Origin of the sequence: Paenibacillus sp. FSL R5-0744 (assembly GCF_037972555.1) — a bacterium.
In the GTDB taxonomy this organism is placed as follows: Bacteria; Bacillota; Bacilli; order Paenibacillales; family Paenibacillaceae; genus Paenibacillus_AQ.
The window spans coordinates 1,750,648-1,771,898 of the sequence record NZ_CP150228.1; the positions used below are offsets into that span (position 1 = coordinate 1,750,648).

Annotated in this window: 16 protein-coding genes; 13 read left to right on the top strand and 3 right to left on the bottom strand. The window is 43.8% G+C overall.

What is annotated here, in order from left to right; genetic code table 11:
* Nucleotides 1–17: 17 nt before the first annotated feature.
* The 9 genes from MKY19_RS07650 to MKY19_RS07690 all read left to right on the top strand — a co-directional run bounded on the left by MKY19_RS07650 (nt 18) and on the right by MKY19_RS07690 (nt 9,422).
* Complete coding sequence (locus MKY19_RS07650) at nt 18–1,850, top strand: beta-galactosidase family protein (protein ID WP_339269694.1); 1,833 nt, start codon at nt 18–20, stop codon at nt 1,848–1,850.
* Between the two features lie 229 nt (nt 1,851–2,079).
* Nucleotides 2,080–2,547, top strand: a complete 468-nt coding sequence (gene lspA, locus MKY19_RS07655) for a signal peptidase II (RefSeq protein WP_339801765.1) — start codon at nt 2,080–2,082, stop codon at nt 2,545–2,547.
* A 108-nt stretch (nt 2,548–2,655) separates the two neighbouring features.
* Nucleotides 2,656–4,011 carry an erythromycin esterase family protein gene (locus MKY19_RS07660; protein ID WP_339801769.1) on the top strand — a complete coding sequence of 452 codons (1,356 nt, stop codon included), beginning with the start codon at nt 2,656–2,658 and terminating at the stop codon, nt 4,009–4,011.
* Nucleotides 4,012–4,149: 138 nt separating this feature from the next.
* Nucleotides 4,150–4,836 carry a response regulator transcription factor gene (locus MKY19_RS07665; protein ID WP_076284294.1) on the top strand — a complete coding sequence of 229 codons (687 nt, stop codon included), beginning with the start codon at nt 4,150–4,152 and terminating at the stop codon, nt 4,834–4,836.
* Nucleotides 4,767–6,284, top strand: coding sequence for a HAMP domain-containing sensor histidine kinase (locus tag MKY19_RS07670; protein WP_339801772.1), 1,518 nt, complete (start codon nt 4,767–4,769; stop codon nt 6,282–6,284). Before MKY19_RS07665 ends, MKY19_RS07670 begins: the two co-directional genes overlap by 70 nt.
* 75 nt (nt 6,285–6,359) lie before the next feature.
* Nucleotides 6,360–6,605 carry a hypothetical protein gene (locus tag MKY19_RS07675; RefSeq protein ID WP_339801776.1) on the top strand — a complete coding sequence of 82 codons (246 nt, stop codon included), beginning with the start codon at nt 6,360–6,362 and terminating at the stop codon, nt 6,603–6,605.
* 205 nt (nt 6,606–6,810) lie between these two features.
* A complete protein-coding gene (locus MKY19_RS07680; protein WP_042186028.1) occupies nt 6,811–7,518 on the top strand; it encodes a DUF421 domain-containing protein in 708 nt (235 codons plus the stop codon).
* 107 nt (nt 7,519–7,625) lie between these two features.
* Nucleotides 7,626–9,122 carry an alpha-N-arabinofuranosidase gene (locus MKY19_RS07685; protein WP_339801780.1) on the top strand — a complete coding sequence of 499 codons (1,497 nt, stop codon included), beginning with the start codon at nt 7,626–7,628 and terminating at the stop codon, nt 9,120–9,122.
* 12 nt (nt 9,123–9,134) lie between these two features.
* The gene (locus MKY19_RS07690) at nt 9,135–9,422 is read left to right on the top strand and encodes a hypothetical protein (RefSeq protein WP_042186032.1); all 288 of its coding nucleotides are present in this window, start codon (nt 9,135–9,137) and stop codon (nt 9,420–9,422) included.
* A 44-nt stretch (nt 9,423–9,466) separates the two neighbouring features.
* Here the strand turns inward: MKY19_RS07690 and MKY19_RS07695 are convergent, their stop codons facing one another.
* From MKY19_RS07695 to MKY19_RS07705, 3 genes are all read right to left on the bottom strand, one after another.
* Nucleotides 9,467–10,381 (bottom strand): ArsR family transcriptional regulator, encoded by a 915-nt coding sequence (locus MKY19_RS07695; protein WP_339801783.1) that lies wholly within the window; start codon nt 10,379–10,381, stop codon nt 9,467–9,469.
* A gap of 172 nt (nt 10,382–10,553) precedes the next feature.
* A complete protein-coding gene (locus MKY19_RS07700; protein WP_339801786.1) occupies nt 10,554–15,302 on the bottom strand; it encodes a LamG-like jellyroll fold domain-containing protein in 4,749 nt (1,582 codons plus the stop codon).
* Nucleotides 15,303–15,762: 460 nt separating this feature from the next.
* Nucleotides 15,763–16,668, bottom strand: a complete 906-nt coding sequence (locus tag MKY19_RS07705) for an ArsR family transcriptional regulator (protein WP_042186035.1) — start codon at nt 16,666–16,668, stop codon at nt 15,763–15,765.
* Nucleotides 16,669–16,943: 275 nt separating this feature from the next.
* Between MKY19_RS07705 and MKY19_RS07710 the strand changes: the two genes are divergently transcribed.
* The 4 genes from MKY19_RS07710 (at nt 16,944) to MKY19_RS07725 (ending at nt 21,178) form a co-directional block, all read left to right on the top strand.
* A complete protein-coding gene (locus tag MKY19_RS07710) occupies nt 16,944–18,188 on the top strand; it encodes an extracellular solute-binding protein (RefSeq protein WP_339246106.1) in 1,245 nt (414 codons plus the stop codon).
* A gap of 79 nt (nt 18,189–18,267) precedes the next feature.
* Nucleotides 18,268–19,146 (top strand): sugar ABC transporter permease, encoded by an 879-nt coding sequence (locus tag MKY19_RS07715; RefSeq protein ID WP_042186039.1) that lies wholly within the window; start codon nt 18,268–18,270, stop codon nt 19,144–19,146.
* Between the two features lie 54 nt (nt 19,147–19,200).
* Nucleotides 19,201–20,112, top strand: a complete 912-nt coding sequence (locus MKY19_RS07720; RefSeq protein ID WP_042186041.1) for a carbohydrate ABC transporter permease — start codon at nt 19,201–19,203, stop codon at nt 20,110–20,112.
* 103 nt (nt 20,113–20,215) lie between these two features.
* Complete coding sequence (locus MKY19_RS07725) at nt 20,216–21,178, top strand: family 43 glycosylhydrolase (RefSeq protein WP_339801789.1); 963 nt, start codon at nt 20,216–20,218, stop codon at nt 21,176–21,178.
* Nucleotides 21,179–21,251 lie beyond the last annotated feature (73 nt).

The following is a 21,251-nucleotide window of genomic DNA, read 5'->3' on the forward strand; positions in this document are numbered from 1 at the left end:
AAAGGAGGTCGTCGATAATGAGCCTACTCACTTGGAACGACGGACAATATTTGCTGGACGGAAAGCCTTACCGGATCGTATCGGGAGCCATTCATTATTTTCGGGTTGTGCCTGAATACTGGAAAGACCGGCTACTGAAATTGAAAGCCTGCGGATTCAATACCGTGGAGACCTATGTCGCCTGGAATATGCATGAACCCAAGGAAGGGGAGTTCGTATTTGATGGCATGGCCGATGTGGTCTCTTTTATTGAACTGGCCGGAGAGCTTGGGCTTCATGTTATTGTCAGACCGAGTCCATTCATTTGTGCCGAATGGGAATTCGGTGGTCTGCCGGCCTGGCTGCTGGCTTACAGTGAACTTCAGCTTCGCTGCTGTGATCCTCTTTATTTAAGCAAGGTGGACCGGTATTACGATGAGCTGATTCCTCGGCTGGTTCCGCTACTGTCCACACATGGCGGGCCGATTCTGGCCGTCCAGGTAGAGAATGAATATGGCAGCTATGGCAATGACAGTAGTTACCTGAGATATATGCGTAATGGACTCCTCAGCAGAGGGGTCGATGTGTTGCTCTTTACCTCCGACGGACCAACCGATGAAATGTTGCTCGGTGGAACTCTGGAAGATGTGCATGCTACAGTTAATTTTGGCTCCTGTGCAGAGGAATCCTTCCGCAAATACCGGGAGTACCGATCTGAAGAGCCGCTGATGGTGATGGAATATTGGAACGGCTGGTTCGATCATTGGATGGAGGATCATCATGTGCGCGATGCCGAAGATGTAGCTGGCGTTCTGGATGATATCCTGACGCACGGCTCCTCACTCAATATGTACATGTTCCACGGCGGGACCAATTTTGGCTTCTATAATGGGGCGAATCATATCGTCGCCTACGAGCCGACGACTACAAGCTATGATTATGATGCCCCGCTCACGGAATGGGGAGATACGACAGCGAAATTTGAAGCTGTTCGGTCGGTACTGGGCAAACATGGATTTGCACCGACTTGTCCGCTCCCTGAGCCGATTCCGAAGATCTCCTACGGGAAAGTTGCCTTGATGGAAAGAGCGGAACTATTCACAACTTCCAATCTGGAGAAGTTATCCGAGCCGGTGAACAGTGTGTGTGTGCAGCCGATGGAAAAGCTGGGACAATCCTATGGTTTTATATTGTACAGCACTTATGTGCAGGGACCACGGTCCAGGCAGAAGCTTTACATCGAAGGTGTGCGTGATCGGGCGCAGGTCTTCCTGGATGGACAGTTACTTGGGGTCATTGAACGCTGGAATCCGCAGCCACTTGAACTTTCCATTCCTGCCGGTGGAGCGCAGCTGGATATTCTCGTCGAGAATATGGGTCGGATTAATTATGGGCCGCTCATTCGTGATCCGAAAGGAATTCTGGACGGGGTTCGAATCGATAACCAGCTGCAATATAACTGGACGATCCGTACACTTCCGTTAGAACCGGGAACGCTGGCTTCACTTGAGTACAAGGAGCAGACGGTGGAGAAGCAAGAAGCTGCGGCACCTTCAGGTTTGCCCGGATTCTATCGGGGCTGCTTTGAGGCGGAGGAAATTGGGGATACTTTTCTACGGTTCGATGGATGGAATAAAGGGGTTGCCTGGATCAACGGATTTAATCTAGGCCGCTACTGGAACGCAGGACCGCAAAGGGCCCTATACATCCCCGGTCCATTGCTGCGCAAAGGTCGTAATGAACTGGTTCTTTTTGAACTACACGGCTGTGCGGAGACTTGCGAAATTGAGCTTGTAAATTGCCCTGATCTGGGAAGAACTTCGGCCGTCGACGATGCCGTGCTGAATTTTGTGCAGGAAGATAACTTGTAGACTTTTTTAGCGTTGCCGTCATAGAAATCATTCCCCTATCCTCTCAGCTATTAGACACAAGAAACCTGCGTTTTCTTTCATTATTTTACAAAAAAATGAAGACGAGCAGTCAATATAAGGATACCTGAAAGGCACTCCTTCGGGCGTGCCTTTATTTTTCGATGCCACATGGTTTTGTAGTATGATGAGCACAAGGGAGTTACATGGTTGTTCATAGGCTGAGAAGAAAGTGGGTATCGCTATGTGGTTTTGTATGATCGCGATGGTCGTGATCTTGATCGATCAGGTCTCGAAAATTTGGATTCGGTTGAAACTGGATATCGGAGATAGCTTGTTCTTTGGACGATGGGAGATTACACATTATGAGAATAGCGGGATGGCATTCAGTTTATTCCAAGGTTATGCGTGGTTATTCGGGGTGATCGCCATCTTGTTCGTCATCGGTGTATTCTATTATCGCAGCATGGGTGCCTGGAAAGGCCGATTGGCGGATATGATAGCTGGTTTCTTAGTCGGCGGTGCGGTTGGCAACGGGATTGATCGACTGGTGTTCGGGCAGGTCACGGATTTTATCATGTCTCGATCGGGAAGAAGCATTCTTAATCTAGCGGATTATGCGATCAACATCGGGATGATCATGCTAGTCTTAAATATGGCAGTGAGATTCGTGAAGAAGCGGGTCTGTCACGCGCATTGAGGAATTATTCTCTTATCTTTATAGATTCCTTAGAAGTTCCTGTTACGATGTCTCTGCATGGTAAGAGAACGACGTAATAACAGATTTCGAAGGAGGAGAACATTCAACATGCAAGCAACGAAACGATTAACAGGTATCATTTCCCTGGGCCTAGCATTTTCACTATTACTATCGCCAGTGAGCGCCACGGCGACCGCGCAGAAAATTACGGGGTCGAAGGAGAATATTCAAGAGATTAAATCTTTGACGTCATCGGACTATAAAGATTTAGCGTTTCTGAAGCCGATCTTGAAAGATAAGACGGTCATTAGCCTTGGCGAGAACTTTCACCGTGTCGCAGAATACAGCAGCATGAAGACAAGGTTGATCAAATATTTACACGAAGAGCTGGATTTTGACGTGATTGCATTTGAGTCGGGCCTTGGGGATTCATTCATGACGTACGATAATGCAGGAACATGGACATCGCAACAAATGATGGAACGTTCAATTTTTCCCATCTGGCATTCCAAGGAGACTCTGAATTTATTCGATTACATCAAGAAGAAGCAAGGGACGAACGATCCCTTATATCTAGCAGGTTATGACATGCAGTTCACATCAGGGTACTTAACGCAATTTATTGCCGGTTGGATTGCCAAGGTAGACAAGGATCAGGGCGAGAATTATTTCAACTTCGAAATGCAAGCGATGACGGATTTCTATAAGGTGCTCAACCAATATGGCATGGACGATAGTCATCCGGAGGCGAAAGCAGAAATCAAGAAGGTGAAGAATGCGTACGAACCGAAATACAAGGCGTTGATCCAATTCATCCAAGAGAACAAAGAACAACTTGCAGCCGCCTACCCTGCGAACCCGCGGATGGTGGATATCGCTGTCAAGACGTTGGAGGATCGGGTCAAATTCATCGAGATGGGGATGTACGATACGAAGGAAAGCTATGAATTCCGTGATCGAATCATGGCTGACAATGTGGAGTGGTTAATGAAGGTGATGTATCCCGGCAAGAAAGTGATTTTATGGGCGCATAACGATCATCTGGCGAAGAATACGTCCAAAATCGAAACGAAAGAACAAGGGAAATGGATTAACAGCTTTACAAGTATGGGAGAATTGCTACATAAGAAGCTAAAGGATAAGGTCTACGTGTTGGGTCTGTACATGAACAGCGGTAAGGCAAGCACGATTACGACACAGAAGATCTTCGATATTCAGCCGATGCCGAAGGGGAGTCTGGAACAACTGATGATGCAGAGCGGTTATAAGATTGCGTTTGCGGATCTATCCAAGCACAAGTCTCCGAACAAAAATAATGCTTGGATGTTCAAACCGATCTATGCAGCCGAGGATGGCATGACGTCCGAGATCATTATGCCGATGTCGATGCGATTCATTCCAAAAGAGCAATATGACGGGATCATCGTCTTCGATAAAGTCAAAGAACCGACAACGAAGCTCTAACTCGGTTATACCTGAAAATTTAATTGTTCCCCTGTCGTGAACACCGTGTGTGCCGCTGCAGGGGATTTTTGGCGCACAAGAAGGTACAATGAGGGGATAAAGCTGCTAGATTGATAGACGCGAAAGGAAATTCAAGAGATGAGAGAAAAGATATTAATCGCCGATGATGAGCGAGAAATCGTCGGATTTATGCGCGATGCGCTTCAGGATGATGGGTATGAGGTATCAGTGGCTTATGACGGCAAGGAAGTGTTCGATCGACTGGGAGAGACGCCCGACTTAATCATCCTGGATATTATGATGCCGCATCTCGATGGGCTCGAAGTATGCCAAGCGATACGTGACCGGGTCTCGTGTCCGATTCTGTTCTTAAGCGCGCGCTCCAATGAAGCGGATCGGATCCAAGGACTCGCCGTCGGTGGCGATGACTATATCGTGAAGCCTTTTAGCATGCAAGAATTGAAGGCGAGAATAAGAGCGCATCTTCGTCGGGAGCAGCGGAGCCATCTTGATCATCAACCGAAGCTGCTGCACCATGGCGATCTCACGATGGATCTGGACAGCCATCAGGTATTCTACCAGAACCTTCCGATTCCGCTGACCAGCCGGGAGTTCGAATTGTTCCGGCTTCTCTTCATGCATCCGAATCAAGTATTCTCGCGGGAACAAATCTATGAGAAGATCTGGGGATTCGATGCGGAGGGAGAAGCAGCCACAATTACCGAACATATCAAAAATATCCGGGCGAAGCTGGCGTGCGCAGCACCAGAGAAGACCTTTGTTACAACGGTATGGGGGGTAGGGTACAGATTCGAAAGGAAGTAAAGGCAAGTCGAAAACCGCTGCGCAGACAGTTTATGGGCGCATTTACACTCGTTCTTTTCTATAGCTTCATCGGCTCGATGCTGGTTTGGGGCAGTACGCTTTATGTTTTGATTAATCAAACGGACAAGAGCATTCTACCAGCCAACTATTATGAGCAGCAAATTCCCCAGATTCTAGGTTATGTAGATCAGCAAAAAGACGCCTTATTATCTCCTTCAAAGCAGAATTCGTTGGAACATGTTATTCTGACGAAAGGCATGCAGTATCAAATCGTGAATCTGAAGGGGCAAATCGTCTACGGCTGGAAGGGGCAGACTTTCGTCAACAGCCCGGAGGATGTGCTAAGCAAGCTGAACCGTAGCGAGAAACAGGGCGGGAAATATATCAATTACCACCCGATCCTTGATTCGCAGAAAAAATTAAAGGGGATGCTGGTGCTACGATACAGTTTAAGTGTATCCTCCAACAACCCTGGAAACGGGCTGCTCGTTATGCTTATTTTGTGCAGTTTGATCGCACCGTTCTTCTTCATCGTCTTGTTCTCTTTTATTTTCGCGAGAAAATTGGGTAAACGGCTCGAACCGTCGATCGCACGGATCATCGGGGGAGCTAGACGAATCCAGCAGAATGACCTGAATTTCTCCGTCGCAGGAGCAGGTGGGTCGAAGGAGCTGATCGAGCTCTCCGATGCCTTCGAAGAGATGCGGATCGCGCTGGAGCAATCCTTGAAGTGGGAGTGGAAGCTGGAGCAGGAGAGACGCGACATGATCTCTGCGATTGCCCATGATTTGCGGACGCCGCTGACGATCATTCAAGGTCATGTAGACAATTTAATCGAGAGCGGTGCACGCCGTCCCGAACGGCTGGAGAAGTACTTGTTAACCATTCAGAACAGTACGCAGCGTGCGGACAAAATGCTGACGGAATTGCTGTTCATGAATAAAATCGACACGCCTGATTTTGTCCTCCAGTATACGAGAGCGGATTTACTCGCCTTCTGTGAGCGGAAAAAAGATGAATACGCATTGTTATGCCGTGAGAAGTGGATTGCTTTTGACTTCTCTTATGTGAATAGGCGATGCGACCAAGAACAGCAGTTTCTTGTGGATACATCACGGTTGGAGCAAGTATTCGATAACGTGATTACCAATAGCTTGCGATTTACGCCAGTGGAGGGAAGGATCGAGTGGACGGTCATCGTAGAGGAGACGCAGATTACCTTTGACATGAAGGATACGGGGAAGGGGTTCAGCGCTCTTGATTTGCGGCGGATGTTCGATAAATTCTACACGGGGGATCCGTCTAGATCTCTAGACAAAGGTCATTCCGGGCTTGGATTGTATACAGCACAGTTGCTCATTACAAAGCACGGAGGGCATATCGAAGCAGGAAACCGTGTCGAAGGCGGCGCACAGGTGATCATAACGGTGCCATGTAAAAAAGCCTGAAGAAACTCATCATACGAGTCTTCAGGGTTTTTGCTGCAATAATTCGATAAATTTATGGAACGCGATTGTCTTGAAATGATCCCGTCGATAGATGAACTGTACGGTCACATGGCGGTAATGATCGGGATGGTACTGCACCGAGCCTTCCGATTCGGAACCAGACGAAGCTGTATGTTTCTGGAAGATGCGTATGTCAATGGAGAATCGAAAGCTGCAGTCAATTATAGTTCGGTCAATCTCAAGCCCTTGGACTTATCCCGGGTCGAAGTGACAGGCAATTCGATCCGGGAGGCTCAGCAACTCGAGCTGAAAGCGCAATGATTCTGCACAATCTGCTTGCAATCAAGACTGAAAAATAAGCATTCGTAGCTAGGGCTTTGGGACGGTTCAGTAGAACCATTCCAGAGCCCTTTTGACGTTTATAGAAGTCTCCGGATGACCTCTTAAAATTAAACCAATTGTAATGACGTTTCATTTCACCTTGGTTTGTGAATAATAGGGGATTGAATAGAAAGGAGCATTAGAGATGCAGGCGCATATGGATATTGTTCTTCGTACTGTGGTCGCTATGATCATGCTGCTAGTGATAGCTAAGATATTGGGTAAACAAACGATTTCTAATTTGACGTTTCATGATTTCGTGACAGGCATTATATTAGGATCGCTTGCGGCAAACCTGGCTTTTAATAAAGACCTGAAGTCGTCATATATGATCGTGGCGCTTATTGTTATCACAGCTACGTCTTTTTTACTATCTATCATCGCTATAAAGAGTCGTAGAATGAGAAGCTGGATCTCAGGATCACCTACGGTACTTATCGAAAACGGGAAAATTCTTGAAGGGAATATGAAAAAGGTAAGGTATTCGCTAGACTCCTTGGATCAGGCACTGAGAGAAAAAGAAATTTTTAATCTAGAGGTAGTAGAGTATGCCGTATTAGAAGATAACGGAATGGTATCCGTCTTAAAGAAACAAGAATATCAATATGTTACCCGAAAAGATTTGAAGCTTCTTTCTGTCCCTCAGAGCTTTCCCGTTGAGTTAATTATGGATGGCGTCCTCATTGAAGAGAATCTTGAGAATAATGGACTGACCAAAGAGTGGCTGGAGAATGAATTAAGACGGAAGGGGAAACGGATCTCCGACGTATTTTACGGGGTAAGAGGAACGCAGCGGCAGCTCGTTTTTGATTATTATGAAGACGGGATAAACAAACCGATTGATAAAGAATAGATTCATTCATATTGGAGATTGACGGATCGCTGAGGACCGCTCTATAATGTTTGTATAATTATTAATTAGTTAATAAAAATATAAATGTTGAAGGGCGGAGTTTATTCATGGCATATCGCGCAATCCTTAACACAGACATTCGCAAAGGTACGATAAACAAAAATATTTATGGACACTTCTCTGAGCATCTAGGACGTTGTATTTATGAAGGCATTTGGGTCGGAGAAGATTCACCGATTCCTAACACTAACGGTATTCGTAATGATGTTGTGAAAGCGCTTAAAGAAATACAAATTCCAGTACTTCGCTGGCCGGGTGGATGTTTTGCAGATGAATATCATTGGAAAGATGGTATTGGTGATCGCGAAGCTCGTAAACGTATGATCAATACGCATTGGGGCGGCACGGTTGAGAACAACCATTTTGGTACACATGAATTTATGGAATTATGTAAGATGCTGGAATGTGAACCTTATATCAATGGTAATGTGGGAAGTGGTACGGTTCAAGAGATGTCCGAATGGGTAGAGTATTTAACCTTTGGCGGTGTCTCACCGATGTCTGAGCTTCGCCAGCAGAACGGTCATCAAGAGCCTTGGGCTGTCACTTATTTTGGCGTTGGTAATGAGAATTGGGGCTGCGGCGGGAATATGCGTCCAGAATATTATGCAGATCTTTATCGCCAATATCAGACGTATGTACGTAATTACGGGGAGAATCGTATTCATCGGATCGCTTGTGGTCCTAACGTGGATGATTATCACTGGATGGAAGTTCTAATGCGTGAAGCTACACGCTTTATGGACTCGATTACCCTTCATTATTATACGATTCCTGGTCCAGCATGGGAGAATAAAGGGGCAGCAACAGGCTTTGAAACTAGTGAATGGTTTAGCACTTTGGAGAAGGCCCTTCGCATGGATGAGCTGATTACTAAACATGGCGTTATTATGGACAAATATGACCCAGATAAAAGAGTAGGCCTTATCGTTGACGAATGGGGAACTTGGTATGATGTTGAGCCGGGTACGAATCCAGGATTCCTATATCAACAAAATACAATTCGGGATGCCCTTGTAGCTGGCGTAACCCTGAATATTTTCCATAAACACAGTGACCGGGTACGGATGGCAAATATTGCGCAGACCATTAACGTGCTTCAAGCAGTGATTTTAACCGAAGGAGAAAAAATGCTGCTAACGCCTACCTATCATGTATTCAATATGTTTAAAGTCCATCAGGATGCTGAGTTGTTGGAGTTAACAATCGATAGTGGGACTTACAGCTTTGAGGGCAGCGAGATTCCTGAAGTATCTGCTTCAGCTTCCGTAACAGACGCTGGGATCATTCATGTCAGTCTTTGCAACTTGAATCACGCTGCATCAGCTACTGTACCCCTCGAGCTACGTGGCCTTTCCGGGCAGAAGGTTGAAGTGACAGGCACTACGCTCACAGGTAACAAGATAGATGCTCATAATACATTTATTCAGCCAGATGCTGTCGTACCGCAAGCTTTTACAGCCTTTACACTTGAAGGTAATCTTCTTAATGTAGAGCTGGCTCCAATGTCAGTAACTGTGCTGGAGATTACGCCGAAGGCATAAGGTGGTGTTATCATGTCAACAACATCTGCATGCAAGGGGTGTCGCGACGATTACAAGGTTACCGATGCACAGATAGAGCGAATCTTGTCATCATCCATGTTTAAGACAGAGCTTTGTGTTCCAGATGAGGTTTATGCTGAACGGATTTCTCTTTGCGGGACTTGTCCTAAGCTGCATGAGAGTGTGACTTGCGTAGCTTGTGGATGCATTATTCCTGTTGTAGCTAAGCTTAAGGAACGTGGCTGTCCACTGCCTGGTGGCGGATTATGGGGACCCTTCATTGAACATGAAATAAGGTAAAATAAGAGCCGCATTCGACTCTCCAATGGGAGATGAATGCGGCTTTATTCATGGGTATCTGTGTAGAACAGCTCAACGATTAGATCATCATTATAGTTGCCAAAGCCTTTGCCAAAAAGGGTAATGCCGCCAATATGCTCGGCCTCTTCATCGACGGAAAGCTTGAAAGTCCATTGCTTGTTGCGAATGTTCACTTGATCCAGCGTAACGTCGGACAGTTTCAGGCCGTCCATAAACGTGCCTTTAGATGTAATGCGCAGCTGCTTAAGAAGGCCGTATTGATTCGTGAGTGCTGGCCACCAAGCTGGCGTGTATTTACCACGTCTATCTCCGTAGTCACCCGGACTGGTCCAGAATCCAAGCTGTACTCCGTTCAGTGTGAAAGTGATGTCGGAGGGCCAATTATTATTAATGGAAGGCGCTTCGGAGGCAATCTCCATCGTAATGATTAGCTCCTCGGGCTGTTGACTGGAGAGAAGGAAGTTAGGAATTTTATATTCGATATACCCTTTGCCGAACCAGAGAATACCAGCATTCATACGCTCGAGATCCCAGAAATAACGGGGATCATCAAAGCTGCCAATCACTTGCTCTGTAGTGGCAAGACCGCAGGTAGGCTCGATCATGAAGTCGGAATAATGCCCAACAGGAAGCTCCTTGCGGTAGCTTTTGCGCTCATTAATTTGTCTGCCTGGAAAGGTGATCTCGGCACTTTCAGCAGCCAGCGTACAGATCTTTTGCAGACCACTTCGTCCAGGTGCCATATGTGTCTGGATAAGTCCTGCAGCTTCTAGCTTACGCACATGCATTGTCATAATGGCGCTGCTCAAATTTACCGCTGCGGCCAATTCCTTGACATTCATTGGGTTCTCGGCAAGCAAGCGCAGCAGGTGCAGACGAACTGAACTGGCTAAAGCTTCGTAGACGGGAAGAGATTCTTCCGACAGGTCAAGTTTCATAGATGGCCTCCAATTTAGTTCAAGACGTATAGTTAATGATTATATTATTTAAATGCTTGTTTTACAATACGAAGGTGAGAAATTTTCTGGACGCTCATTCACTTTGATCGCGTGAATTAAGATAAAAAGAACGGAGCCTGAGGCTCCGCTCTCTTTCCAAATGATGATTCTCTTAATTTACATTTGAGTTATATTCGGTCAGTATTTCGTCTGATTTGAGTGCTCTGCTATAAATCTTCAGTTCATCAATCATTCCCTTATAAGGTACGTCCCAATAGTTTACGCCAAGAGCGAACACACCATTCTTGTTCTTAAACACATTCGGGAAGCCCTCACCGGAGAATTGCTCAACTCCGTCAAGGTATACCTTCACGGTACCGTTGTTGACCGTAAATGCTACATGCGTCCATTTATTCTCTGGAATCTTCATAGCGGAAACAGCATCATACCATGCCTCGCCAGACCATAGCAGTGTTTTACCTGCGCCGTTCTGTGGAACGAAGCTAATCCAGCTGTTTATCGAAGCAGCACCGAAGAAGGTTGTTGTTGCATCAGTAAGCTGCTCAGGGTTTAACCACATAGATACGGTATAGGTATTGCTGTCAATTAATCCATTAGGTAACCGTATTCCGGAAACACCGTCAAATACTACTGCTTGATTAGTGATACCGTTACCGTAAGTGATGTTACCTACAGTTGGAGCTTCGATTTTTATTCCCGTAACCTGGCCAGTACCGACCAATTGGAGGGAATCATCAAGGCTTCCATCAAAAGCATAATAGGCTACTTTTCCATCCGTAACGTTTACCTTATAGTCTACTGAGACACCACTACCATCAGCCGCAGTGGCTGTAATCACTGCTTCGCCACCTACCTTTAGCGCTGTTACGGTTCCGGTTGTAGCATCAACTGAAATGGCGCTAGGATCACTAGAACTCCAAGTAAGTTTCTTATTTCCTGCATTGGTAGGTAGTACTTTTACTTGAGGGGTAAAGGTATTCCCCACAGCCACATCCATTTCAGCATCACCGATGGTTATCGTACTTACTTTAACATTACTGTCAGGCTCACCGTTTACCAGCAAGTCTACAGCTTCAGCAGAAAGTGCACTTTCGTAGATACGCAGGTTATCAATCAAACCTTTGTATGGGATATCCCAGTAGTTTACACCCAGGGCGAATACTGCATCTGCACTGTTAAATACATCCGTAAATCCTTTTCCAGTGTACTTCAATACTCCGTTCACATACAGCTTCACAGTCCCGGCATCGTAAGTGAAAGCTATATGCGACCATTGGTTAACTGGAATCTGCATGCCTGCTTCTGCATCGTGGAAGGTTTGGCTACCAAACCACATCCGGGTAGTAGCCCCACCGTTTCCATAAGGCAAGAGACTAATCCAATTCGTATCTGTTGTAGCACCAAAGAAGGCTGTAGTGAATTGAGTCAGTTCTTGTGGGTTAAGCCACATGCCTATTGTGTAGGTGTTGCCTTTAATCAAACCATTTGGTAGGCGAATACCGGAGCTACCGTCGAATTTAGCTGCAAGACCAACTTCACCTGTCTCATAGGTGATGCTCCCACCAGTATTGTTAATCCGATTGCCGGTAATTGTACCCTTATCAGTACGATCTCCGTTCTCTGAAAGATCTCCTTCAAAATCATACGCTGCCACCAAACCGTCTTCCAGTATATTTCCAGTCAGTTCCATTACAATGATAGTAAAGGTCTTAGTTGCAGTAGACTCACCCAGCGCAATCGTAGCAGTAAGTTCAATCGTTGCGTTTCCGAGTCCTTTTTCAGGACGAACAACTGAACCATCGTTTCCTACTACGGCTTCATTGGAAGACGACCACGTAATGACTGTTCCTCTTACGGCCTCAGTTGGGAGCGTAAGATCTTTGTATACTTTACTTGTGTTGCCCAAGCTTAAACTATCTTTAACATTGGATACAATTTGATCTGTGCTCAGCAGTTCAATTTGGCTGCCCCAGACGGTAACACCCTTATTGGACATGGCTGTGAAAGTCATAACATTGCTCTGACGAGTGGAATCCCATTGTTTTACGAATACACCTTTGTAGAGATTTTGTACAGTAGCTCCGTTTTCTATTTCATTGATGAGCAGGTCGGCGTAATACTCTCCTTTTAGCTCCCAAGAACCGGTTACGGACCCTGTAATGGTTCCATCACTTCGCAGTTCGATAGCTGTTGTGGATTTAATTTTAGCAGAAGTATCTTTCCCGTGATTCACGAACTGGTAAGCTCCAATAACATCTTCCTGCATAACAGCTGCGATAGTTTCACCAGTGTAACGATGAGGAGAAGTGAGCGGCCATCCATCTTCGTTGGTGAACATTTGATGCACACGAAGCTCATGTGTTTCACCACGCTGCGGGAAGCGAGTGTGGAAGAAGTTGAATATTTTACCCGTCTCTTCATCATAATTGACTGAATTATGGCCTGATGCAACATAGCCGTAAGCTTGGAAGTCTGGATCACTATTCACGTTCGTGAACATGAAATTACCAAGAACTTTGTTGCCAATGGCCGAATGATCATTGGTCGTTGCCAGCACTGCACTTTGTCCGGCAGCATCCACATAAGGACCATCCGGATTCATTGAACGGAATTGACGCATATTGTAACCACCGTCGGACGCAAGTCCTCCATAAGTTACGTATAAGAAGTAGTAACCTGTATTCTTGTCGTAAACGATATACGGACCTTCGCCCGATTTGGTCATACCACCAGAAATATGGGTACCGAAATACCGGTCGATTAGACGTCCATCAGCGGTCGTTCCATCTTTACCCGGATATTTTGGCTCGCCGGTAGCTGGATCGATTTCTAGAATAAATATGCCGCCTGACCATGATCCATAAGTCATCCACAGCTTGCCATCTTTATCGTAGAATAACGTCGGATCAATTGCGTTTGTATACGTTTTGTTCTTATATGAACCGCCTGCGTCAAACCAATCTGGGTTGGCATCTTCTAATATTCCGTTATCAATAAGCTTTTGAATATTTGTATTTGTCCATTTTTTATTAATTTTGCTGTTAGTATCGTAATCTTCTTCCTTGGTGAAGCCGGAATAAATTACGGTATTTCCGTAGGTATAAGGACCTTCAATATTTTGCGAAGTGGCAAAGCCAATCGCTGAGCGGATGTAAGTGGAAGAAGCACTGTAATACATCATGTAAGCGCCAGTGGTCCCGTCCGCATTCTTATAATCCTCATTCCAGAAAACGTCTGGAGCCCATATGGAGAATCCGCCTTTACTGTCAGAATCGTTCTCTCCAGCCCATTTAAAGGATTCTGTCAGATTCGCGGAAAGATCACCAAAGAGTACGTTGCCCGGTGTTGTATAACCATTTGTGAAACGAGTCCAGTTCAGCAGATCATCCGATTTGGCCGCATCGATATGAGACCCGAACACATAATACGTTCCTTTGTCTACAGCCACCGAAGGATCATGTACAGAAACATTGGTGAGTGCTGGTGCCATTTCTGACGGACCCGGCGTAGCAGTAGGAGTCACTGTAGCTGTAGGAACCGGAGTAGTAGTAGGTGTAGCAACAGCGCCGCCGTCCGATCCACCAGAACCTGAACTACCAGAACCAGACGTTGCCGTAGCTGTCGGAGTAGGTGTTTCAAATTTGATTAAGTTACTGTATTTACTGTCAAAGCTAACCTTCCCGGTGCCTTGGATAGTAATCATATCGTTTATACCAAGGATAAGATTCTTGATTGCTGCACCAGCATCTACACGCAGCTTGGCTAATTGGTTCAATGTAACTTCAGTAATATTGCCTGCGGCTAGATGTAGTGTAGGCACTCCTACAGCTCGTACCTCAGCAGAATCAAAGTTTCCTCTCAGCCTGATGATTGAATCGTTCGGGAGCGTATTCTCTATAACGACCCGGCCGAAGCCTGCTCCTGTCAAAGTAGTATCTTCCTCAAGCATTACACCGGAATGTACACGTACGCTTGGTACGGCACTCGTTCCTTTAGTAACGACACGGAGTTTCCCATTACGCTTATCTACAACCATGTCACCTGCATTAGAGTTACTAAGTACGATACTATTTTCGCCGCCGCCGGATACGAATATTGTTCCTTTAACAGTGACGTTATTCAGCGTGATATCACCTTCTGCAATACCTTCGGTAAGGTACAGGTTTCCGGAGATGGTGGAGTTGTTCAACTCAACACCCGGGTTACTAATTACCATATTCTGAGTGGTAATCCCCGTATAACTCCCGCTCTTAGAAGTGATTTCCCCGGCTAACTTCTCAATCATGCGTAGTGCTTCCGCTCTTGTTACGGCTTTTGCACCTTTAAAGCTGCCGTCACTATAACCATTCAAATAACCTTCTCCAAATAAAGATAATACAGCTTCTTGGCTCCATGAGGGTAAATCTTCAACATCTTTTGGTGCAGAGGTATTTGCAGAAGAATTGAGCTGGAATAGTCTGTGCAGCATAACCGCGGCTTCTTGACGACTTACTACCTGTGTTGGTCGGAAGGTGCCATCGCTATATCCTGATACATATCCTGCAGCCGAAGCTTTCTGGATATCGCTGTAATAAGCACCTGACTCCAGTACATCCGTGAAGGAAATTTCTGATTTTTCCTGCAAATTAAAGACCCGATTGATCAATGTAACCCATTCCACGCGGGTGATCTCTTGATTCGGTTTGTAAATTCCATTTCCATAGCCTGAAATCAAGCCCTTATCCACCCAGGATTGAAAATCTTTCTGTGCCCAGTGGCCCGAATAATCGACAGCCTGTTGTTGCGTGGATGGTGGGATTGTTTTGGAATCGCTTGCAGAAGCTGCTGAAATGAATGGTGCAGGTACTAGCAGCGTGAGTGCAAGAAGTGAAGCGGTTAGCTTACGAGTTGTTTTCCTCAAATTCATGATCCTCCGATTCTATTGATTAGAGATTGCGGCGGTACGAAAAATGTAAAACGCTTACAATAGAACTACTAAAAAAACGTTTTTCACAAATCAAAATGGATTTGTTTTATGTTTATACAAACCATATCGTGGAAAACGGTTTATGTTGTTCTCATTTTAAGCATGATATTAGCATATAGTCAAATAGAAATTTATGAAACGATGAATCTATTTATATTTTTATTAACAAAAGGTAGTTGGGTTTGGATAGCGTATGAAAAGTACTGCAGATTACTACTGGAGTTGTGGAAAGTGAAAGAAGGTGAGAAATGTGGGCGATAAAGAGATGGATAGGGGAAAGTGATAACTGGTTCATATCACAGTACAGATAGGGGGGCTATGGAAGAATAAATACTAATTAGTTGTTCGCCCCCATGAAAGAACCAACCTTGATACATGTGCGTACTAGAAGATTTTAAAGGTAATACATTTTGAACATGATATCTTGATCATGATTTCCGAATTTTTTTCCGAAAATTGTAGCGCCTCCGACGTGTTTTGCATCTTCCTTCACTTCGATCCGGAAAGTCCATCGGTCACAGGTCGTATCTAAATCCTCAATCGAAACGGAAGACATGGGGTCACCGTCAATGTATGTTCCATTGTGATTAGTAATTCTAATCGTTTTTAGTAATCCATACTGGTTAATATTGTGCGGCCACCACTCAGGTGTGAATTTACCTCTTGCATCAGCAAAATCCCCAGGGCTTGTCCAAGTACCTAATTCCAAGCCGTTCAATGAAAAGGTGATGTCTGAAGGCCATACGTCATTGGCAAATGGAAATTCGGAAGAAAGCTCTAAGCTAATTTCAAATTGCTGTAAGGTTTCATCTTTTTTTAGAAAATTGGCAATGTTGTATTGAACATAACCTTGGGTAAACCATAGAATCTCTGCATCGACTCTTTTAGAATCCATGAAATACTTAGGTTCGTCTACTCTGCCGATAAACTCTTTCTCTGTGGCAAGTCCGCATGTAGGCTTCAGATCATAATCCGTATAATGACCAATCGGCACCGATGTCTCATAGGAGGCAAAGGAATGAAAGATTTTTTTAGGAAAGTTAATCTCAATATGGTCGACTCTAAGAATTGAGATTTTTTGCATTCCGGATTTACCAGGAACTTTTTCTGTTTTTATGATTCCTGCATCTTCTAACTTTTTAATGTGTTTTGTTACGATGGGACTGCTTATTTTAAGTTCTTCTGCCAAATCTTTGATGTTCATCTTGTTTTTGGAGAGTAACTGAATGATTTTTATTCGTACTTCACTTGCCAAGGCTTCATAAACAACGAGAGAGGACTTGTCTATTTCCAATTGCATTTTATCCACTTCTTTCAAAGTAATTTCATATACTGTAAAGTTTATTAATCTCTATATAAAGTAACACGAAAGGTAACTGAAGTAAATAATATATCGCTTTCATCTCGTCTTAATGAACTAAAAGGTTAACTAAGTTTTAAAAAAATCTATTAAGTTTATTTAAAAGTTATTGACTACGCTTTCAAAGCGACTGTATACTAAGTTTAAGTTAATCGTTTCCAACAAAGTTAATGTGAATGATTATCTTAACATTACAGCTGCAGGGGGAGAGAGTAATGAAAAAGAAATTTGGAGTAGTATTAGCAACGGTTCTAATGTTAACGACAGTGTTAGCAGGATGTGGTGGTAAAGATGATAGTAAGACGATTACGTTCTGGACACCGCTGACTGGTGATGATGGTGCTTATATGGATCAAATCGTTAAAGACTACAATGCAACGAATCCAGAGATTAAAGTGAAGCACGTTATTACAGCTGATATGTACACGAAAATTTCTACCGTTTTGGCTTCCAGCAAAGGTGTTCCTGATTTAGCAATTATCCATGCTGACCGTGTTCCTGGGTTTGTTAAGCAAGGTGTCTTAGAACCCATGCAAGATACTGTATTGCCGGCACAACCTGAACTAAAAGCTGAAAATTACTTACCACAAGCTTGGAACACTGGTAACATCGACGGAACACAATACACAGTACCTCTTGATATCCACAGTAACGTAATGTATTACAATAAAGATTTGCTCAAGAAATATAATGCTGAATCTTTCTTGGATGATAACGTTGTTACGATTGATGAAATGCTTTCCTTACAAGGTAAATTGGATGAAGGTGACTATGTAGTTAATGATGCTTTGCTCGGATGGGTTATCCTGGCTCAAATTCAAAACTTGGGCGGAGATATTCAGGTGGACGGCAAACCGGCTGTTAACTCCCCAGTATTTAAACAAGCCTTTGAAGACGTTAAGAAAATTGCTGATGCTGGTTTGATGACTCCATTTGGTGAAGACGGTTACTTGATGTTCCAATCCCAAAACGTACTCTTCTCCACAGACGGAACTTGGAGTTCTACCGCACATGCTGGAGTTGAAGGTTTGAACTTTGGTGTGACTAACATTTATTCTCCAACCGCTGATAAATTCACGAATAGATCTTCTTCTCACTTGTTCGCTATGCTTAAGAACGATAAGAGAACAGATGAAAAAGAAGTAGGGATTGCTAACTTCTTAGAATATGTGCGTACAAACTCAATGGAATGGGCAAAAGCTGGTCAAAACGTCGCAAGTAACGTAGTTAACCAAAGTCCGGAATACCAAAACTACATGCAATCCTTCTTTACTTCTAATGAAAAAGAAATTGAATCCCTTTACATTTACACATATGAGTACTACCCATACATTGCAGAAGCAGTAGATACTTATTGCGCAGATATCGTTCGCGGTAACGTTGATCTAGATGAGACCTTGGCAACCATGCAGAAGTTTGTAGAAGATAAGATCGCAGAAAGCAGCAGTGCAGCGAAATAAAGCGAAATAGAATAGATTGTACGAAGTAATGTGCCGTACTGTGGTGCATTACTTTGTGCAAAAGGAGAAATGAAATCCTATGAAAAAGAAAATAAACTGGGCACCTGCCTTCTTTGTAGGTCCGCACGTCATTTTGTTTGCTGTCTTCATTTTATTGCCAACGATTTATGGGATTTATGCTTCATTTACAAAGTGGAATTTAATGAGTGACCCGGTATGGGTGGGCTTTGATAACTATAAGGCCATTCTATTTGATGGCAAATCAACGTTTCATACTCAATTTTTCAGAGGTCTAAAAAATACTTTGATCTTTGTGGGTCTCTCTGTTCCATTATTAATAGTTATCCCATTAATGGTTGCTGTTGCACTAGAACATAAAAAAGTTAAAATGAAGAGCTTAATTCAATCTATTCTCTATATTCCGGGCTTGATTTCGATTTCTGCGGCTGCACTAATCTGGCTTTTGATCTTTAATAAGCAATTAGGGATTACTGGTAATCTATTCGGATCACAAATTGCTTGGCCTGCAAATCAGCCGTATGCGTGGATTATCATCATTGTAATCACTCTATGGGGCGGTATTGGGGGCAACATGATTATTTATCGTGCTTCTTTAAGTGGCGTTGCGCAAGAATTATATGAATCAGCCGAGCTCGATGGTGCGGGTTCAATTAAAAGATTCACAAGTATCACCTTGCCATCTATTCGTTTTCCATTAATCTATACCTTTGTTATGACAACTGCCGGAGCCTTCAATGTATTCGGCCAACCGTTAATGATGACTGATGGCGGGCCTCGACAAAGTACACACGTACTCATGATGTATATTCGTCAATTAGCTTTCGGAAACGGTGAATCCATTGCAGGGATGGCATCGGCGATGGCAGTGTTATTGGGATTAGTAATCTTGGTGATCTCAGCGCTGCAATATTATGTAATGAACCGAAATGCCACATAAGGTTCTTGAGAACTAATTGATTAACAAGGAAATGGAAAAGGTAGGTGTACTATAATGTCAAATCAGGCGGTAAATGGCCTAGATAATCGTCCAGTTGTAAATAGAACAGGCAAAGTAAAAGGATCATCCAATGTTAGCATTTCAAAATATGTATCATATGCTTTTTTGCTTATCCTTTGTGTGATTTGGATTATTCCAGTAATATTCGGGATTTCCACGTCTTTTAGATCACAAACGGAAGTGGTTTCTTCAGGCTTTAGACTATTTCCTGAAACATGGGTCTTTGAGAACTATGTTACGATTCTGAACAATACTTCTACAGCCCCAATTCTACGTTGGCTAGGCAATTCATTGTTTATTGCTACAACCCACACAATCCTGGTGGTTATTGTGATTTCGATTACAGGCTTTGGGTATACCCGTATTAACTTTAAAGGAAGAGACACACTGTTCTTTACTTTGCTAGGGATCTCCTTTTTCCCGGGTGTAGTTAACTTAATTCCTTCTTATAAAATTATCGATTCCTTGGGCTGGGTAAACACTTCTTGGGCAATGATCATTCCCGGTCTTGCGGGTATGGGGAATATCTTCTTGGTCAGACAGTTTATGAACGGTATCCCAAAAGAACTAGATGAGTCTGCAAAAGTTGATGGTGCAAGTGACTTTAGAATTTTCGCGCAAATTATATTGCCGTTAGTTAAGCCGATTCTGATTGTTTGCGGATTGTTCTCCTTTACGGGATCTTGGAATGACTTCCTCTGGCCGGTTATCGTGTACACAGATGTAGACAAAATGCCAGTCACAGCTGGGTTGCTCTTGTTACAAGATATCTACGGAAACTATCGTATGATCGGGCAATTAATGGGGTCGGCAATCTTGGCGATCGTTCCAACCCTGCTGTTATTTATATTTGCTCAAAAATACTTCGTTCAATCTATTAACTTGAATTCAGGTATTAAAGGGTAGATCAAATGAACATAGCTTAAATACACCTTGCCTTCTTATAAGGAAGGGTGTGTTTTGGTGACCCATAAAATTAAAAATAAAGAGAGATATAGGAGTTGTCATCATGAGAGAATTCAATGCGAAAAATCCGCTTATTGAGCAAAGGGCAGATCCATGGATCTATAGACATACTGATGGTTATTATTATTTCATAGCTTCGGTTCCGGAGTTTGATAGAATCGAGCTTCGTCGTTCTGAATCCATTCAGGGATTAGCTGAGGCTGAGGGTAAGACCATTTGGGTTAAGCATGAAACAGGCTTAATGAGTGCCAATATTTGGGCGCCTGAGATTCATTATATTGATGGAAAATGGTACGTGTATTTTGCAGCTGCACATACCTCCGATACGAAAGATGGCTTATTTGATCATCGTATGTTTGCCATACAAAACTCATCCGTAAATCCATTAGAAGGTGAGTGGGTGGAAAAGGGTCAAATCAAAACGAAATGGGAATCCTTTGCCCTGGATGCAACCACTTTTGAACACAGAGGGGTTAGATACTACGTATGGGCACAAAAGGATCCCGATATCCCTGGTAATTCTAATATGTATATCTCTGAAATGGAAAACCCTTGGACGTTAAAAGGAGAGCAGGTGTGCATCACCACGCCTGAATATGATTGGGAAAAAATCGGCTTCCTGGTGAATGAGGGTGCGGCAGTTCTTAAGCGAAATGGACGTATTTTCATGACTTTCTCGGCAAGTGCAACAGATCATAACTACTGTATGGGGTTATTAACCGCTGATGAGGATAGTGATTTAATGGATCCGAAATCATGGGTCAAAACACCAGAACCTGTGTTTACAACTTCTGAAGAAAACGGTCAATTTGGACCGGGACATAATAGCTTTACAGTCTCAGAAGATGGCAAACAGGATATCCTAGTGTTCCATGCTAGAAGCTATAAGGAAATTGTGGGAGACCCATTATATGATCCTAATCGGCACGCGCGTGTGCAAGTGATCCAGTGGAATGAGGATGGAACGCCAAACTTTGGTGTCCCTAGACCGGATACGAAATCTTAAAATAATGCTTCTCTAGTGTGAAGAAGCTTATTATATTCTTCTATATGAAAGAGGGACGCTCCAGTAGCCACAT

Bases quoted from the DNA above. Each gene is read 5' to 3' on its own strand.
- MKY19_RS07650 (WP_339269694.1), top strand. From the start codon at position 18: ATGAGCCTACTCACTTGGAACGACGGACAATATTTGCTGGACGGAAAG.
- MKY19_RS07660 (WP_339801769.1), top strand. From the start codon at position 2,656: ATGCAAGCAACGAAACGATTAACAGGTATCATTTCCCTGGGCCTAGCA.
- MKY19_RS07665 (WP_076284294.1), top strand. From the start codon at position 4,150: ATGAGAGAAAAGATATTAATCGCCGATGATGAGCGAGAAATCGTCGGA.
- MKY19_RS07675 (WP_339801776.1), top strand. From the start codon at position 6,360: ATGATCCCGTCGATAGATGAACTGTACGGTCACATGGCGGTAATGATC.
- MKY19_RS07680 (WP_042186028.1), top strand. From the start codon at position 6,811: ATGCAGGCGCATATGGATATTGTTCTTCGTACTGTGGTCGCTATGATC.
- MKY19_RS07685 (WP_339801780.1), top strand. From the start codon at position 7,626: ATGGCATATCGCGCAATCCTTAACACAGACATTCGCAAAGGTACGATA.
- MKY19_RS07690 (WP_042186032.1), top strand. From the start codon at position 9,135: ATGTCAACAACATCTGCATGCAAGGGGTGTCGCGACGATTACAAGGTT.
- MKY19_RS07695 (WP_339801783.1), bottom strand. From the start codon at position 10,381: ATGAAACTTGACCTGTCGGAAGAATCTCTTCCCGTCTACGAAGCTTTA.
- MKY19_RS07705 (WP_042186035.1), bottom strand. From the start codon at position 16,668: ATGCAATTGGAAATAGACAAGTCCTCTCTCGTTGTTTATGAAGCCTTG.
- MKY19_RS07710 (WP_339246106.1), top strand. From the start codon at position 16,944: ATGAAAAAGAAATTTGGAGTAGTATTAGCAACGGTTCTAATGTTAACG.
- MKY19_RS07715 (WP_042186039.1), top strand. From the start codon at position 18,268: ATGAAAAAGAAAATAAACTGGGCACCTGCCTTCTTTGTAGGTCCGCAC.
- MKY19_RS07720 (WP_042186041.1), top strand. From the start codon at position 19,201: ATGTCAAATCAGGCGGTAAATGGCCTAGATAATCGTCCAGTTGTAAAT.
- MKY19_RS07725 (WP_339801789.1), top strand. From the start codon at position 20,216: ATGAGAGAATTCAATGCGAAAAATCCGCTTATTGAGCAAAGGGCAGAT.